Source organism: Micromonospora sp. URMC 107, from assembly GCF_051386315.1.
In the GTDB taxonomy this organism is placed as follows: domain Bacteria; phylum Actinomycetota; class Actinomycetes; order Mycobacteriales; family Micromonosporaceae; genus Micromonospora.
This window is the reverse complement of sequence record NZ_JBPQTK010000005.1, coordinates 36,733-53,318: the sequence shown is the minus strand read 5'-3', so window position 1 is coordinate 53,318 and position 16,586 is coordinate 36,733. Positions and strand designations below refer to the sequence as shown.

The window sequence follows — 16,586 nt, the reverse complement described above, 5'->3', positions numbered from 1 at the left end:
CCGCCGGGCGCTCGACGCCCCCGGGCGGTGTCCCGGGGGCGTCGGGCGTGGCGTCAGTGGATGATGACGGGCGCCTTCGCCTGCCCCGTCTGCTCGTCGTCGAGCAGGTGCGACGGCTCACGCCGGCGGGGCAGGAACGCGGCCGGGATGAACGTGAGCAGCACCAGCGCGAACCCGACCCAGAACGTGGTGGCGAAGGAGCTGGCGGCGAAGTCGAGGCCACGCTGGATGAGCGACGGGTCGACCGGGAACTGCTGGGCCAGCTCCGGCTGCTGCTGGACGGTGATGGCGAGCTGGGCCTCGCTCACCGGCGCACCGCTCGGGTCGGTCGCCCCGGGAATCGGCCGGGAGCCGTTCAGCTCGTTGGTGAGGATCACCGACATCGTCGCGGCGCCGACGGACCCGCCGATCTGCTGGAGGATGTTGACCAGGGTGGAGCCGCGGGCCACCTCGTGGGCCTTCAGGGTCTTCAGCGCCGAGGTCATGATCGGCATCATGGTGCCGCCCATGCCCAGGCCCATGACGAACAGCGACCCGCAGAGCAGCACGTACGACGTCTGCGGGTCGACCTGGGTGAAGGTGAAGAACCCGACGGCGATGAGTGCCAGCGCGAACGGCACGGTGCGGCCGACGGGGACCCGGTCGGCCAGCATCCCGGCCACCGGCATGGTCACCATCGCGCCGAGGCCCTGCGGTGCGATCAGCAGGCCGGCGGCCAGCGTCGACTCGCCGCGGATCTGCAGGAAGTAGCTCGGGAACAGCATGCCGGCGCCCATGAACGCGATGATGAACACGAACATGGTCACCGTCGCGATGGTGAGGTTGCGGTTGGCGAACAGCCGCAGGTCGAGCAGGGGGTGCCGGGGCCGGAAGGAGTAGAGGACGAAGGCGACGAGGAGCGCGCCGCCGACCAGCATGGGCACCCACACCTCGGTGTCGGCGAACGTGCCGGTCTCGGGCAGCGAGGAGACGCCGTAGAGGAAGAGGGCGAGCCCCGGCGAGAGCATGAGCATGCCGAGGAAGTCGAACGACTCGGAGGGCTCGGGGTTGTCCTTCGGCAGCGCCAGGGCGGCGTAGACGAGCGCCACGGCCCCGATCGGCAGGTTGATCAGGAAGATCCAGTGCCAGCTCGCGACGTCGATCAACCAGCCGCCGAGGATCGGTCCCCCGATGGGCCCGAGCAGCATCGGGATGCCGAGGACGGCCATCAGCCGGCCGATCCGGTGCGGCCCGGCCGCCCGGGTCATGATCGTCATGCCGAGCGGCATGAGCATGCCGCCGCCGAGGCCCTGGAGCACGCGGTAGCCGATCAGCTGCCCGATCGTGTCGGCGTTGGCGCACAGCCCCGACCCGATCGTGAACAGCGCCAGGGCGATCATGTAGAGCCGCTTGGTGCCGAACCGGTCGGCGGCCCAGCCGCTGAGCGGGATGACCGTGGCCAGCGCGAGCGTGTAGGCGGTCATCGTCCAGGCGACCTCGGCGTACGACGCGTTGAACTCGCGCTGGAAGGTCGGCAGGGCGACGGTGACGACCGTCACGTCGAGAATCGACATGATCGCGCCGAGGACGACGACCCCGGCCACCTTGAGCACCGAGGCGTCGAGCTTGTCCGAGGTCGCGATGGATTGCTGTGTCACGAAGTCTCCTGAAATCCCCGTTGTGGCCGGCGTCGAACCGTGCCTCGACCTGTCAGTACTGAGCAGTGTCCGCAGGCAGACTAACGACCGGCACCGACGGTCGGCGTCCCATTTCCGACCGGCAGAAAATGGCGGCGCGGCTATCCCGGGAACGAGCCGGCGAGTTCGAGGCGGCTGCGCACGCCGAGCTTGTGGTAGGAGCGCTGGAGGTGGTTCTCCACCGTGCGCACCGACAGGCGCAGCCGGTGGGCGATCGCGGTGTTGTCCAGCCCGGTGGCGGCCAGTTCGCAGATCTCGCGTTCCCGGCCGGTCAACGGGGTCGGCGCGCACTCGACCTGCCCGGACCAGACCGGCCAGTACTCGTCGCAGTGCCTCCGTAGCTTCTCGGCACGCGCGGCGTGGGCGTTGGCGGCGCGGTGGTTGCCGCGCCCGCGCCGGGCCGTGCCGGCGGCGATGGTCGCCTCCAACTCCAGGGTGGTGTAACTCCGCTCCTCGAACGTCGCCGCCAGCCGTTCCAGCGCGTCGGGGTCCGATCGGGCCAGCGCCGTGGCCAGGTCGGCGTGGAGATGGAAGAGCGGGCTATCGCAGGCGTCGGCGACCTGCCGGAGTTCCGAGGCGGCCGAGGTCGACGGCGACACCCGGGACAGCAGGTGCAGGGCCTGCGCGGCGATGGTGAGCACGCCGTTCTCGCGGGCCTGCGCGGCCAGCGCGGTGAGCTGCCCGGCCGCGACGGCGAGCCGCCCTTCGGAGACGTGTGTCCAGGCTTCGGCCAGGCCCCAGAAGTCGGCGGGCCCGCTGTGCACGGGAAACTGCCCACCCAACTCGTCACGCACCTCCCTGACGTCGCGCGCCTCACCGGCCTGCGCGGCGAACCACGCGCCCACCGACAGGACGTAGCCACGGATGGGAAACAGCGTCTGTCCGTCGACGAGGGCGCGGGCCTCGCGCAGCCAGCGCAGCGCGTCCCGCAGGCGCCCCCGGTGGTAGCGGCAGCTGCCGACCATCAGGGCGAGCAGGGCGACGCCGTCGGACGAACCCCGGTCGACCGCGTCCAGGTAGTAGGCCTCCGCCGACTCCGTCGCCTGCGTCAGGCTGCCGGACATCACCAGCGCCTGCACGTGCAGAGCCTGGGTGGCGGCGCGCATGGTGGGCCAGGCCTGCGGGAAGGTGACCTCGTCACCGTCGAACATCGCCGCGGCGCGGGCCGGTTCCCCGGAGAAGACCAGCAGGTACGGCAGGAGCGGGGTGCCCGCCATACCCAGCAACGGGTCGCGAGGCGGGTGCTGGCCGAGGCGGGTGACGGCGGCGCGCCCCTCGGCTATCCGACCGTCGAAGACGGCCATCGCGGCGACCGCGGTCAGCAGCCCGTCGTGGACGGCGGCGGGCAGTGCCGCTGCCGCGTCGGCGAGCACGGTGCTGGCGTCGGCGGGGCGGCGCAGCCCCCAGAACAGGTTCACCGCCCGCAGCGCCGCCGTCTCGGCACGGTCGCGCGGGTCGTTGAGCGACTCGTACGCCCTGCGCAGGTATTCGTCGGCCTCCTCGCCGCGCCCCTGCGCGACCAGGGCGCGGCCGAGCTGGCGTGCGCCCCTGGGTGAGACGACCCGCCGGGCGAGTCGCTCGGCGAGGCGGGCCCCGCGCCGCAGCAGCGCCGACTCGGAGGCGGCCAGCAGGTCCGCGTCGTCGACCGCGAGGTCGGCTTCGCAGCGCCACGACACCACGCGCAGGTGGTCCTCGTACTGCGCCGGCGAGGTGGCGTCCAGGGCGTCCGCCAGCTCGCGGAGGATGCGGCGGGTGCGGAGCGCGCCGGTGCTCGCGCGGGCCGCCTCGGCGTAGAGCGGGTGCGCCACCCGGACCAGGCCGCGCTGCTCCCCGGTGGTCAGCTCGATGAGTCCCCGCTCCTCCAGCCGCTCGGCGACCTGTGCCGGGACGAGTCGCTCGATGACGGGCAGCGGCGCGGGCTCGCCGTGCGCGACGTACTGCAACGCTTCGATCTCGTCGGGGCCGAGCAGGTCGAGCGTCTCGGCGATGAGGTCGCTCAGGTGCGGGTGTTCCAGCGAGGTACCGCGCCACGTCCATACGCCGCGCCGCTGGGCGAGGGCGCCGGTCTGCCGCCCGCCGCGCAGCATCTCCCGCAGGAACAGGGGGTTGCCGCGCACCGCCCGCCAGACGGTGGCGAGGGTCAGGCCGTCGGTGGACCCGCCGAGCATGGCCTGGATCAGGTCGGCCGTCTCCTCCTGGCTCATCGCCGTCAGCTCCACCCGCTCGACGGGACCGAGGCGGCGCAGGGCGGTGACGGCCGGGCTGGCGACCGCCTCGCTGCGGGCGGTGGCGAGGACCCGCACCGCGTCGCCGGCCACGAGTCGTTCGAGCAGTGCCGACGACGCGTCGTCGAGCCAGTTCACGTCGTCGACGACGACGAGGACGGGCCGGTCCGCGGCGATGGCGCGCAGCCGGGCGGCGACATCGCGGAAGGCCTCGGCGACCGAGGGGCCCACCGGCTGGGCGATGAGCTGGGCGAGTGCCCCGAAGGGGACGCTCTGCCAACCCGGCGTCGCGGTCACGCGCAACGCCAGGAAGCCGCACCGCGCCGCCTCCCCCAGCACCTCCGTGGCCAGGCGGCTCTTGCCGATCCCGGCCTCCCCGGTGATGAGGGTGCACCGCGTCACGTTGCTGGTCAGGCTGTCGGTCAGCCGGTCGAACTCTCGCCGCCGCCCGACGAGTGGCCATGGTGTGGACAACGGTTCCCTCCCACGAGACGGTCTGCCGTGACAGACGCTGTCAGCGGCGCGCGAGGTTGTCGGCGGGGATGACGGTAGGGCAACCCGGGCTCTGAGTACGGAATTCCGCCGGCCCTGAGTAGCCCTCACCGCATCCATGTACGCATGCCGACCTGCGCATGTAGCTAATTTTCAACAGAAGCGGCCCCCTGTGGCGTCAACTTTCAGACACCGTCGCCCACATCGCAGAGCGCACCCGCCGGTGACTGTTTCGCGACTGCGTTGGAGTACGGGCTACTCACGCCGCGGGGCGGCGGCCCGGCGAGTCTCGAAGGGACGGACCGCGGCACCCCGCCGCCGGTCGCGACCAAGGAGGAACCAGATGTCGATCACCGATGTCGTCCGCGCCTGGAAGGACGAGTACTACCGCGGCGAGGCCTCGCCGGACCACCCCGTCGGGCTGGTCGAGCTGAGCCGCGAGGAGCTGGAGACGGTCGCCGGGGGCATGGCGCCGATCGACGGGCACACCTCGGCGTGCTGCCACTGCCTCTCGCCCTGCTGACCAGACCTGTCCATCACGGCGACTGCGCCGGAGCCCGGCCACCGGCCGGGCTCCGGCCCACCGCCCTCACCCGAGGATCGGCGATGACTGTTGGGTTCCTACCCGCCCTCTCGCTCACCGAGCGCGTCCCGGTGGACGGGACCGGCTCGTACCCCGTCTCCGACCGTGCGCGCTGGCGGCTCTCCCGGTGGCGTGAATCGCAGGCCTTCGCCACGGCCGGAGCGTGGCAACGCCGCCTCGCCGCCGACGCGTGCGACGAGGACGTCCTGCTGCGGCTGCTGGACGAGCCGGCCGCGCGGATCGCGGCACGGATCACGCAGCCCCCGGAATGGTCGCGCCGCTTGCAGCGCCTGTACTCGGGGCCGGGCGCGGAGGACTGGTGCCCCGGGCGGCTGCCGGGACGGCCGCTCGACGACGCGCTGATCATCGCCGCCCCGATCCTCGCCGACGCCCGCCGCCGGGTCCGCGAGGTCGCGGCGGAACTGGCCGGCCCCACCATCCCTTTCGACCCGGAAACCGTCGACACGCTCGGCCTCGCCGAGCTGCTGGACGAGCTGGTCAGGCTGTTCAGCCGCGCGGCCGTGCTGGAGCTGAACGTCGCCCGCGTGCGCGGCGAGCTGACCGGGCGGACGCCGGCGCAGCGGTTCGCCGCCTTCTTCGCCGGCATGGCGGAACCGTCGGCCGCGGCGGGCTTCCTCGCCGAGTACCCCGTGCTGGCCCGCCAACTCCTGGCCGTCGTCGATGCCTGGACGTCGTCCACCGTCGACTTCCTGCGGCGGCTGCACGCCGACCGGGCCGCCATCGCTGCGGCCTTCGGCGTGGATCCGGGCGCGCGGCTCACCGCGCTCACGCCCGCCGGTGACCCGCACCGGGGCGGTCGCAGGGTGTGTCTCATCAGCTTCGACGACGGGTCGCGTGTGGTCTACAAGCCCCGCGACCTCGGCGTGGACGCCCGCTTCCAGCTGCTGCTGGGCTGGCTCAACGGGCAGGACGCCGGCCTGGGCCTGCGCACCCTCACGCTGGTGACGCGGGATGGCTACGGCTGGGCGGAGTTCGTCCCCGCCGCCGAACCGACGTCCATCTCCCGCTACGCCCGCCGCTACGGCAGCCTGCTCGCTTTGCTCCACACGCTGGGCGCCAGCGACTGCCACGCCCACAACGTGGTGAGCGCCGGCGACACGCCGGTGCTCGTCGACCTGGAGACCCTGTTCACCCCGGCGCTGACGCGCGGATCCCGGCACGCCGACGCCGGGGAGACCATCGCCGCCTCCGTGCTCGCCGTCGGCCTGCTGCCGTCGGCCGAGCAACCGGCCGACGAGGCGACGACCTGCAACTGCGCCGAGTGGCTCGGCGCGGGCACCGACGAGATGCAGCTACACGTCCCAGGCGTGCACGTCGGGCACGGGAGTCCCGCCGCCGCCGAGGGCGTCCGCCCCGCCGATTTGCGCGCGCACGAGGCCGACGTCGTCGCCGGCTTCCGCCACACGTACGACCTGCTGCACGGCCACGCCGGGGTGCTGGCCGACCGGTTGCGCGCCTTCGCCGGCGACGAGATCCGGGTGGTCCTGCGCCCGACGCGCACGTACACCCGCCTCCAGGAGGCGCTGCTGCACACCGATCACCTGCGCGACGCGCTTGACCGGGACCGGCTGCTGGACTGGCTCTGGGTCGGCGTGGAGGACCTGCCGATCCTGGCCACCACCATCGCCGCCGAGCGCGCCGACCTGGCCGTCGGGGACACGCCGCTGTTCACCACCCGGGTCGGCTCGCACGAGTTGTGGACCGGCCACGGCCCACCGCTACCCGGCGCCCTGGCCCGTTCGGCGCTGGACGAGGCACTGCGTCGCATCGCCGGCCTCGGCGAGACCGACCGGGAGCGCCAGGTCTGGCTCATCCGCACCACGTTCGCGTCGCTGGTCGAGATGCCCGACGCCCCGCACGCCGAGGTGCGCTGGCGTCCCGGACCGGTGCCGGCCGAGGCGTCCGCGTTCCGACCGTTGCTGGCGCACGCCGCCGAGATCGGCGAACGGGTCGCGGCGATGGCGCACGGCGGGACCTGGTTCACCTTCGGCCCCGCCGCGGGGGCCCGCTGGGCGCCGGTCCCGATGGGGGCAGGTCTCTACGACGGCCTGTCGGGTCTGGCCCTCTTCTACGGTTACCTCGGGGAGACCACCGGGGACGAGGACTTCACCGACCTGGCCGCCAGGATCGCCCGCCGGCTGGGCGACCGCCTGCGCGCCGACGGATTCCCCACGACCAGCGTCGGCGCGTTCAACGGTTGGGGCGGCCCGTGCTACGCGTACGGTCACCTGGCCGCCCTGTGGGGCGACGACCCGGTCGTCCGCTCCGGCCTGGACCTGGCGCTCAGCCGACTGGAGGCGCTCGCCGACGGTGCCGGCGACGTCGACGTGGTCGACGGGCTGGCCGGCGCGGTGCTCGCGGTGCTGGCGTGCGGCGCGGAGCCGCAGCGCACGGTCGACCTGGCGCGTCGCCTCGGCGACCGTCTCGTCGCGGCGGGCCCGACCGCGCTCGGGCTGGGCGGCCTGTCCCACGGGGCCGCAGGGGTGGCGGCGGCGCTGTTCGAGCTGTGGAGCGTCACCGGCGAGGACGGCTACGCCGACGCGGGACGGTCCGCGCTGAAGTTCGACCGCTCGCTGTTCGACCCGACCTCGGGCAACTGGGCTGACCTGCGCCGACCCGGTCTGCTCAGTAACGCCTGGTGCCACGGCGCGCCCGGGATCGGGCTGTCGCGGGTGCGGATCCGGCAGGCGCTGTCCCGCCGCCCGCTACCGCTGCTCGGCGGCCTCGACGCCGAGATCGGGGTGGCGCTGCGCACCACGTTCACGCACGGCTTCGGACGCAACCACTCCCTGTGCCACGGCGATCTCGGCAACCTCGACCTGCCCCTGCTCGCCGGGGCGGACCCGGCGGCGATCGGCGCGGTCCTCGACGGCGTGCTGCGCGACGTGGAAGCCCACGGGTGGCGCTGCGCCAACCCGGCCGGGCTCGACTCGCCGGAGCTGATGACCGGGCTGGCCGGGATCGGGTACCAGCTGATGCGGCTGGCGGAGCCGGACCGCGTCCCGTCCCTGCTGACCCTGGCGGGCACCCCGTGAGGCGGCGCGACCGGGTGCCCATCGTGCTGCAGATGACCGACGCCGACTGCGGCGCCGCCTGCCTCGCGATGATCCTGCGCCACGCGGGCGTCCGGGCGTCACTCGCGCAGTGCCGCGACCACCTCGGCGTGGGCCGCGACGGGGTCAGCGCGCGGGCCCTGCTGGACGCGGCCACGGAGATGGGGCTGCGGGCGAGCGCCTACCGGGCGGCCCCGGAGGACCTCGCGGCGCTGCCGATGCCGCTGATCGCGCACTGGGAGGGTTCGCACTTCGTCGTCGTGGAGCGCCTGACCAGGCACGGGTTCTCGATGGTGGACCCCGCCCTGGGCCGCCGGACGGTCCCGTTCGCCGAGGCGGCCGAGTTCCTCACCGGCACCGTGCTGGTGTTCACCGGTCGCGCGACGGCAGCCGGCCGGACCAGGCGCGCCGAGGGCTCCCGCACGCCGTGGCTGCGCCGCGGCTACCGGCTGGCGCGCGGGTTCCTGCCGGCGCTGGGGACCGTCCTGTCCGTCTCCGTGGTCCTGCAACTGCTCGGGCTCGCCCTGCCGCTGGCCATGTCGACCGCCCTCGACGCGATCCTGCCGGCGCGGGAGACCGCGCTGCTGCCCTACCTCGGTCTGGCCGTGCTGGCCCTGGCCCTGACCCAGTTCGGGCTGGCGCACCTGCGTTCGATGCTGCTGGTCAATCTCCAGTCTCGGGTGGACCGCGAGCTGATGACCCGGCTGTTCGCCCACCTGATGAGCCTGCCGTTCCGCTTCTTCCAGCAGCGCTCCAGCGGCGACCTGATGCAGCGGCTGGCGAGCAGCGTGCTGCTGCGGGAGGTCGTGACGACCCAGGTGCTGACCGCCGCCATCGACGGCGCGCTGGTGCTCGGGTACTTCGCGGTGCTGCTCGCCGCCGACACCGGGTTCGCCCTGGTGGCGCTGGGGATCGGCCTGGTCCAGGTCTGCGCGGTCGCGGCCGTCAACCGTCGGCTGCTGCACCTGAACCACCGCCAGCTCACCGTGCAGGCCGAGGCGGAGAGCGTGCTCATCGAGGCGCTGTCGGGCATCGCCACCATCAAGTCGATGGGCGCCGAGAAGCACGTGTACGACCACTGGCTGGGCCGCTACTCGGCGGCGCTCGCGGTGGACCGCGCGCGGAGCCGGCTGTCGTCGACCGTCGACAACGTGGCGGCGACCGTACGGCTCGTGGGGCCGCTGGCCCTGCTCTGGCTGGGCATGTACCGGATCTTCGCCGACGGCATGAGCCTGGGCGACGCGATGGGCCTGCAGATGCTGGCGCTGGCCGTGATCGCCCCGCTGGGTTCGCTGGTCGCCAGCGCGCAGGTGCTCCAGTCGGTCGCCTCGACCGTGCAGCGGCTGCGCGACGTGTTCTCCGCCCGGCCCGAGATCGAGGACGCGTCGCAACTGCTGTCGCCGACGCTGCGCGGGAAGGTCGAGGTGCGCGGGCTCAGCTTCCGGTACGACGGCACGGGCCCGTACGTCCTGCGGGACGTCTCGTTCACCGTCGAGCCCGGCCGGACGGTGGCCGTCGTCGGCGCCTCCGGCAGCGGCAAGAGCACCCTGGCGATGCTGCTGACCGGGCTCTACCGACCCAGCGGCGGCCAGATCCACTTCGACGGGGTGCCGCTGGAACGCATCGCCCCGGACGCCCTGCGCCGCCAGTTCGGCGTGGTGTTCCAGGAGAGCTACCTGTTCCGGGACTCGATCCGGCGCAACATCGCCCTCGCCCGGCCGGACCTGCCGCTGGCGGACGTGCGGCGGGTCGCCCGGCTGGCCGCCATCGACGCCGACGTCGAGGCCATGCCGCTGCGCTACGACACCCGCGTGGCCGAGCGCGGCCAGGCGCTCTCGGGCGGGCAGCGGCAACGCCTCTCCATCGCGCGGGCGCTCGCCGGCGAGCCGGTGATCCTGCTGCTGGACGAGGCGACCAGCCACTTGGACGTGGCCACCGAACGCCGGGTGAGCCAGGCCGTCTCGGCGCTGCGCTGCACCCAGATCATCGTCGCGCACCGGCTGAGCACGGTGCGCCACGCCGACGAGATCCTCGTGCTGGACGGCGGCACGGTCGCCGAGCGCGGCAGCCACGACGAGTTGCTGGCGCTCGGCGGCAGGTACGCGGGGATGGTCCGCGCGCAGCTCGACAGCCACGCCAACGCACCCGTAGACCACGAGCCGGTCATTGCCGGAGGGAGCCACCGATGAGCATCAGTCTGCCGTTCGAGCGGGTCCTCGTCGCCGCCTGCGGATCGAGCGGCGCCATGTCGCTGCCGCAGTCGCTGCTGGCGATGAGACACGCGCTCGGCCTCGACGTGAGGGTGGTGATGACCGGGGCCGCCGCCACGTTCGTGACCCCCACGGCGCTGGCGGCGGTCACCGGTCACCCGGTGGCCGTCGAGGAGGCCCAGGGGCAGCCCGGGGTCCCCCACCTGGACCTGACCGAGTGGGCGCAGCTCGTGCTCGTGCTGCCCGCCACCGCCAACACCCTGGCCAAGGCGGCGCTGGGCATGGCGGACAACCTGGTCACCGCGTGCGTGCTGGCCTCCGCCGCGCCCGTGGTGTTCGTCCCCGCGATGAACGTGCGGATGTGGGAGAAGCCCGCCGTGCAGCGGAACGTCGCGCAGCTGCGCGCGGACGGGTACGGCGTGGTACCGCCCTCGCGGGTCATCGCGCTCAGCTCCGGCACGGCCACGGGCATCGGGGTGCCCAACATCGAGTCGGTGCTGGAGTGGGCGGTGGGCCACCTGGGGTCGGCGGCCTCCGATGGCTGACCCGATCGGACGCGAGGCGCGGGCGACGCGGTGGGTGGCGGGTCTGATGGCGCTGCTGGGCGTCGGCCTGACCGGCTGGGTGGCGGTGCCGATCGCGCGGCAGCGGCTGGCTCCGCCCGCGCCGATCGCATCGTTCGGGGTGGCCGAGGCGGCGGCCGGCTGCGATCCGGAGCTGACCGACCCGGTGTCGGGGAAGGGAGTCCACGTCGGGCGGGGAGCGCGCGTCGCCTACCTGACCGTGCCGCCGTCGTCCGGGCCGCACTACGAACTGCCCGCGCCGATGCGCCGGTTCTACCTGGCCGACGACCGTCCCCCGGTGGAGGTCCTGGTGCACAACCTGGAGCACGGCTACACGGTGGTGTGGTACTCGGACGACCTGCCGGCGTCGCAGGTGGAGGCCCTTCGCCGCCTGGCCGCCAGGCTCGGGGTTGACGAGCGGACCGCCAAGTTCGTCGCCGCGCCGTGGGACGAGTCCTACGGCCGGTTCCCGCCGGGGCGTCGCGTCGGCATCAGCCGCTGGGGCGCCACCGCCGGCTACCGCCTGCTGTGCGGATCGGTCAGCGGCGCCGTCATCGAGCGCTTCCTCGCCGCCCACCCGTCGACCGACTCGCCCGAACCGGAGGGGGCGTGACGGCTGCTGTCCCCCGCCGCGCAGGCCCGACCCGGTCAGCCCACCTTGGGTACGGCGCGGGAGATGATCGCGGCGAAGTCGACGCCGCGGGGCAGCGTGCCGTACGCCTGGCCGTGGTCGCCGCCGAGCCGGGAGGCGCAGAAGGCGTCGGCGACGGCGGGGTGGCCGTGCCGCACCAGCAGCGAGCCCTGCAGGACCAGGGCGAGCCGTTCGACGACGCGGCGGGCGCGCAGTTCGACGTCGTCGTGGTCGGACAGGTCGGCCCGCACCTGGCGTACGGCGGCGTCGAGTCGGGCGTCGGTGCCGGCGGCGGCGTCGACCTCGGCCCGGAACGCCTCCATGACCTGCGGTTCCCTGGCGAGGGCGCGCAGCACGTCCAGCGCGGCGACGTTGCCGGAGCCCTCCCAGATCGAGTTCAGCGGGGACTCGCGGAACAGCCTCGGCATGCCCGACTCCTCGACGTAGCCGTTGCCGCCCAGGCATTCCAGGGCCTCGGCGGCGTGCGCCGGCCAGCGCTTGCAGACCCAGTACTTGCCGACGGCGAGGGCGAGGCGCTTGAACGCGGTCTCGCCGGCGTCGCCGCGCGCGGACCGGTCGGTGGCCCCGGCGAGCCGCGTCATCAGGACGGTGGCGGCCTCGCTCTCGACCGCGAGGTCGGCGAGCACGTTGCGCATCAGGGGCGCCTCGACGAGGTACCGGCCGAAGGCCCCCCGGTGGGTGACGTGGTGGGCGGCGGTGATCACGCCCTGGCGCATCCCGGCCGCCGCGCCGATGACGCAGTCGAGGCGAGTGAGGTTGACCATGTCGATGATGGTGCGCACGCCGCGGCCCTCGTCCCCGACCCGCCAGGCGACCGCGTGCTCGTACTCGACCTCCGCCGAGGCGTTGGAGCGGTTGCCGAGCTTGTCCTTGAGGCGCATCAGCCGCATCGCGTTGCGCGTGCCGTCCGGCAGGACGCGCGGGACGAGGAAGCAGGTGAGCCCGCCCGGCGCCTGGGCGAGGGTGAGGAAGACGTCGCACATCGGCGCCGACGTGAACCACTTGTGCCCGAGGAGCCGGTAGGTGCCGTCCGGCTCGGGGTGCGCGGTGGTGGTGTTGGCGCGTACGTCCGAGCCGCCCTGCTTCTCCGTCATCGACATGCCGGCCAGCAGTCCCCGCTTGGCCAGCGGCGCCCGCAGCCCGAAGTCGTACGTCGTGGCGGTGAGCAGCGGCTCGTACCGCGCGGCCAGCTCCGGGGCGTGCCGCAGCGCCGGCACGGCGGCGTAGGTCATCGAGATCGGGCAGCCGTGGCCGGCGTCGGGGCGCCAGGTGTAGAACTTGGCCGCGCGGGCCACGTGCGCGCCGGGCCGGTCGTCCGCCCACGGTGCGGCGTGCAGGCCGTGGGTGACCGCGGTACGCATCAGCTCGTGCCAGGCCGGGTGGAACTCCACCTCGTCGATCCGGTGGCCGTGCCGGTCGTGGGTGCGCAGGACCGGCGGGTGTTCGTTGGCCAGCCGCCCGTACTCGATCGCCTGCTCCCCGCCGCCCAGCCGGCCGAGCTCGTGCAGCTCCGCGGCGGCCCAGCCGGCGCCCTCGCGTTCGAGCCCGTCGAGCAGCGCCGGGTCGTCGGCCGCGTCGTGACCGACCAGCGGGGGAACCTGGTTGAAGACCTCGTGCGTCGTCACGGCGACACTCCCAGCGCGCGGTGGAGGAACGTGATCAGGTGCTCGATGGTGCGCGGCCCGGCGACGCCGGCCGCCAGCGGACCGACCATGGCCTCGGCCAGGGCGCCGACCAACGCGGTGGCGGTCAGCTCGGGATCCTGCGGGGGAAGCTCGCCGCTCGCCACCCCCTGGGCGACGTGACCGGCGATCAGCTCGGCGTACGCCCGGCGGAAGACGAGCCGCTCGGCGTCGACCGCCGGGTCGGCCGGCTCGGCGAGCAACGCGTACGCCAGTCGTGGGGACCGCAGCGCCCGGCCGGCGAACGTCTCGACGATGGTGGACACCCGTGCGGCGACGGTGGACTCCAGCGCCGCCGCGCGGGCCACCGCGTCCACCTCGCGCCGCGAGGCCGTGCGGAACACCTCGGCGACCAGGTCGGCCTTGGTGGGGAAGTGCCGGTAGACGCTGCCAGTCGCCAGCCCGGCCCGCTCGGCGACGGCGGCCACCGAGCAGCCGGCGTAGCCGTGCTCGGCCATGATCTCCAGCGCGGCGGCGATGATCCGCTCCCGGGACGCGCTCAGCCGAGCCTTCACGCGATCGGTGCTCCGGTAGACCACGCAAGGATTGAACCACCATTCAATCCTTGACGGCAAGGACCCCGCCGGGCTGGCGGGCGTGGCCGCCACCTTCCGGGGCATGACCGCCCACCGGCGGGAGTCCAACTGCGGGTGCCACTGGGGCAGCGCCGAGGAGCTGGCACTGCTCAAGACCCCCGACGCGCCGCTCGACGAGGATCTGCTCCGCCGCACGTACTGGACCGCGGACTGGCGCTACCCGGGGCCGCTGCTGCGCCGCATCCTGCCCCCGGTGACCCGACGCCTCGCGGCGGGCGAGGTGGCGTTCATCTCGGGGATGGACAGCCTGGCCCATCTGTTCGTCACCGGCCGCTGGCAGGACTGGCCCGCCGCGCAACGCGACGCGGTACGGGAGTTCCTGGCCGCCTGGTGGCAGCACACCCTGGTCGACCCCGGGGCGAAGGTGCCCGCCCACGAGGCCCTGGCCTTCGTCGCCGAGGTCACCGGGCAGCTCGCCCCGTGACTGACCACCTGGGCGGAGCTACTGGCCGACCCGACGGCACGGCGGCGGCTGGTCGCGGCGGTCGACGAGTGGACGTTCGACCTGCGCGGCGACCGCCTGCCCTGGTCGAGCTGGCGCGACGAGGAGGACACGTCGTGCCTCGCGCTGTCGATGTGGGTGCTGCGGCACGCGCCGGCGGCGCTGCGGGACCACGACGCGTCCGGCGAGCTGTGCGACCTCGTACGGCTGCTCGCCCTCCCCCACGCCGATCGGTGGGACGAGCGCGGCTAGGGATCCGGTCCCCGGGCGAGGCCGGCCGGTCAGCGGGCGTCGAGATCCGCCGCGCTCCGGGCGTCGCCGGGCTCGGCGACCGCGACAGGCCCGGTCTCCACCCGACGCAGGGGGCCCGTAGCCCCGTCGAGGACGTCCGGCCAGGCGGCAGCGGCGTCGGAAGGCCACCGTCGCAACGCCGAGACGGCAGCCACCGCCAGGACCGCCACCAGCAGCGGCCACCCGGCGGGCCACCGCCCACCTGACGCGCGCCTTTCCCTCGCCATGACGGCTCGTCCTTCCCGGGCAGCGCGTGCCGTCGCGTCTCCCGATCGCGTTTCCCGATCGCGCCGATCGGCCGCGGAGCGCAGACCGCGGGCCCCGGCCCGCACGTCGCGCACCTCAGTCCCGGCGGTCCTCGTCGCCGCGCTCGACCAGCTGGCGTTGTTCCAGGGCGTCGGCGGGGTTGGCGTCCGCCGGCAGGTCACCCGCCGGCAGGTCGTGCTCGCCCGACACGGAGGCGCCCTGTTCGGCCAGGTCGGCCTCCGTCGCGTTCAGCGGCTGCGCCTTTGGCGTCTCGTCGGGCTGGCCCTCGTCGAGCAACGGCTGCCGCTGCTCGACCGCGTCAGCTTCGGGCGGCAGACCCAGGGGCGACGGATCCTCGCTGTCGGTCATCGTCGCCCTCCCTCAGCCGGGCAGCAGCCGGCGCAGCACACCCTTGGCGGTGGCGCCCGTCCGGTAGGACTGCACCAGGTACGAGCCGCAGACGATGTTGGCCCCCGCCAGGGCCGGCACCGCGTACTGCGCGAGCCGTTGCCGGCGCTGCCAGGTGGCGATCGTGTGGGGCGTCTGCGGGGTGGGCAGGGTGGCGTCCCGCACCTCGATCCTGTCCCCCCGCCGGTGCGCCTCCTCGGCCAGCTGACCGATCCGCTTCCCGCAGTACGCGGCGTAACCGGTGGCCGCCGCGCCGAGCAGGGTGATGCCCGCCTTGGCCACACCCACCCTGCCGAAGCCCTTCTGCAACGCCATCCGGCGTCCGCCCGTACGGGCCAGTTGGAGGCTCGCGAGCATGGTGGCGCCGATGCCCAGCCACTGCACGGGGCTGAACCGGCCCCACGCCGACTCGGCGACCCGGATCCGGTCGATGCCCTGCTGCAGGTCGCTGCCGGACTTGTTGACCCCGGCGACGCCCATCACCGTGCCACCGAACCAGAGGGCCGAGCCCACGTCGTGGACCGCCTGGGCCACGGCGTGGCTGTCGGTCGCGGTCGTCTGCATGCTGATGCTCCTCCGTCAGGTGGCGGCAGCGGCTCGACGTCCGCTTCTTCCATCCGGTCAGAGCAGTTTCCCCCGGCTCTTCGCCCCGCTCGACGGGATCGGGGGATCGTCACCCTTACCGGGCACCGGGCCGCCCCGGCGGACGACGGACCGCCCGTCCGCGCCCCCGGACGGACCGGATGCCGGCGACGGAGGCGGAGGCGATGGTCAGGTGTAGGGCCGGCGTGTGAGGGTAGGGGCACGTTCGGGTCAAGACGGGTGCCCGCCAGACCGCCCCTGCCGCAGTTCCCCGCGGCGGGCGGCAATCCGAGTCTGCGGCGGAGGCATCGTGTCGACAGTTCCCATCCCCCTCGACGGACGCAGCCGGTCCCGCTCCCGCGCAGGGGCCAGCCCCGAACTCCGTGACCCCATCATGTCGTTGTCGCTGAGCTGCGACGGCTCCACCAAGGTGGTCACCGTGGCCGGCGAGATCGACATGAGCAACGCGCACCTGCTCGTGGAGCTGGTGGAGTTCCTCTGCCAGCCACCGGTGCCGCCCATCACGCTCGACCTCGCGCAGGTGACCTACTTCGGCGCGCACGGCATCAGCGCCCTGCTCCGGGCGCAGGAGCTGGTCACGTCGGCCAAGGGGCGGCTCACCGTCGACCGGGCCTCGCCCTGCGTGCTCTACATCCTGGGGGTGACGGGCATGATGCCGCATCTCGAACTCGACACCGCCCCGACCGGGGCCGCACGGGCCCGCCTCGGGCCGGTGGCGCGCCGCGGGGAGGAAGCGCCGCTGCCGGCCCGCTTCTGACGTACGGCGGACGCCGCGAGGCGAGGCACGGGATGCGTACGGTCGTGGTCGATCGAGCACGATCCTCCGTGGAGGCACCTTGCCGC

13 protein-coding genes are annotated in these 16,586 nt (G+C 73.8%); 7 read left to right on the top strand and 6 right to left on the bottom strand.

Annotated features, from left to right (window positions below; genetic code table 11):
* Positions 1-53 precede the first annotated feature (53 nt).
* Both ACSNN9_RS02095 and ACSNN9_RS02090 read right to left on the bottom strand, forming a co-directional pair.
* Positions 54-1,637 (bottom strand): DHA2 family efflux MFS transporter permease subunit, encoded by a 1,584-nt coding sequence (locus ACSNN9_RS02095; protein WP_436670914.1) that lies wholly within the window; start codon positions 1,635-1,637, stop codon positions 54-56.
* Between the two features lie 140 nt (positions 1,638-1,777).
* Positions 1,778-4,375, bottom strand: a complete 2,598-nt coding sequence (locus ACSNN9_RS02090; protein WP_436670913.1) for an AAA family ATPase — start codon at positions 4,373-4,375, stop codon at positions 1,778-1,780.
* Positions 4,376-4,736: 361 nt separating this feature from the next.
* On the opposite strand from ACSNN9_RS02090, the gene ACSNN9_RS02085 reads away from it, so the two are divergent.
* The 5 genes from ACSNN9_RS02085 to ACSNN9_RS02065 all read left to right on the top strand — a co-directional run bounded on the left by ACSNN9_RS02085 (position 4,737) and on the right by ACSNN9_RS02065 (position 11,436).
* Positions 4,737-4,916 (top strand): mersacidin/lichenicidin family type 2 lantibiotic, encoded by a 180-nt coding sequence (locus ACSNN9_RS02085; protein ID WP_436670912.1) that lies wholly within the window; start codon positions 4,737-4,739, stop codon positions 4,914-4,916.
* 83 nt (positions 4,917-4,999) lie between these two features.
* Positions 5,000-8,032, top strand: a complete 3,033-nt coding sequence (locus tag ACSNN9_RS02080; RefSeq protein WP_436670911.1) for a type 2 lanthipeptide synthetase LanM family protein — start codon at positions 5,000-5,002, stop codon at positions 8,030-8,032.
* The gene (locus ACSNN9_RS02075; protein WP_436670910.1) at positions 8,029-10,239 is read left to right on the top strand and encodes a peptidase domain-containing ABC transporter; all 2,211 of its coding nucleotides are present in this window, start codon (positions 8,029-8,031) and stop codon (positions 10,237-10,239) included. The genes ACSNN9_RS02080 and ACSNN9_RS02075 overlap by 4 nt, the downstream gene beginning before the upstream one ends.
* The gene (locus ACSNN9_RS02070; RefSeq protein WP_436670909.1) at positions 10,236-10,805 is read left to right on the top strand and encodes a flavoprotein; all 570 of its coding nucleotides are present in this window, start codon (positions 10,236-10,238) and stop codon (positions 10,803-10,805) included. Before ACSNN9_RS02075 ends, ACSNN9_RS02070 begins: the two co-directional genes overlap by 4 nt.
* The gene (locus ACSNN9_RS02065) at positions 10,798-11,436 is read left to right on the top strand and encodes a DUF3105 domain-containing protein (protein WP_436670908.1); all 639 of its coding nucleotides are present in this window, start codon (positions 10,798-10,800) and stop codon (positions 11,434-11,436) included. The genes ACSNN9_RS02070 and ACSNN9_RS02065 overlap by 8 nt, the downstream gene beginning before the upstream one ends.
* Positions 11,437-11,471: 35 nt before the next feature.
* Here the strand turns inward: ACSNN9_RS02065 and ACSNN9_RS02060 are convergent, their stop codons facing one another.
* Complete coding sequence (locus ACSNN9_RS02060; protein WP_436670907.1) at positions 11,472-13,100, bottom strand: acyl-CoA dehydrogenase family protein; 1,629 nt, start codon at positions 13,098-13,100, stop codon at positions 11,472-11,474.
* Positions 13,097-13,672, bottom strand: a complete 576-nt coding sequence (locus ACSNN9_RS02055; protein ID WP_436670906.1) for a TetR/AcrR family transcriptional regulator — start codon at positions 13,670-13,672, stop codon at positions 13,097-13,099. Before ACSNN9_RS02055 ends, ACSNN9_RS02060 begins: the two co-directional genes overlap by 4 nt.
* Before the next feature lie 31 nt (positions 13,673-13,703).
* Here ACSNN9_RS02055 and ACSNN9_RS02050 point away from each other — a divergent pair, with 31 nt between their 5' ends.
* A complete protein-coding gene (locus ACSNN9_RS02050; RefSeq protein ID WP_436670905.1) occupies positions 13,704-14,177 on the top strand; it encodes a hypothetical protein in 474 nt (157 codons plus the stop codon).
* 651 nt (positions 14,178-14,828) lie between these two features.
* Here ACSNN9_RS02050 and ACSNN9_RS02045 read toward each other — a convergent pair.
* Together ACSNN9_RS02045 and ACSNN9_RS02040 are read right to left on the bottom strand one after the other, a co-directional pair.
* Positions 14,829-15,101, bottom strand: coding sequence for a hypothetical protein (locus ACSNN9_RS02045; RefSeq protein ID WP_436670904.1), 273 nt, complete (start codon positions 15,099-15,101; stop codon positions 14,829-14,831).
* A gap of 12 nt (positions 15,102-15,113) precedes the next feature.
* Positions 15,114-15,704 carry a hypothetical protein gene (locus tag ACSNN9_RS02040; protein WP_436670903.1) on the bottom strand — a complete coding sequence of 197 codons (591 nt, stop codon included), beginning with the start codon at positions 15,702-15,704 and terminating at the stop codon, positions 15,114-15,116.
* 412 nt (positions 15,705-16,116) lie between these two features.
* On the opposite strand from ACSNN9_RS02040, the gene ACSNN9_RS02035 reads away from it, so the two are divergent.
* The gene (locus ACSNN9_RS02035) at positions 16,117-16,500 is read left to right on the top strand and encodes an STAS domain-containing protein (protein ID WP_436670902.1); all 384 of its coding nucleotides are present in this window, start codon (positions 16,117-16,119) and stop codon (positions 16,498-16,500) included.
* Positions 16,501-16,586: the final 86 nt, after the last annotated feature.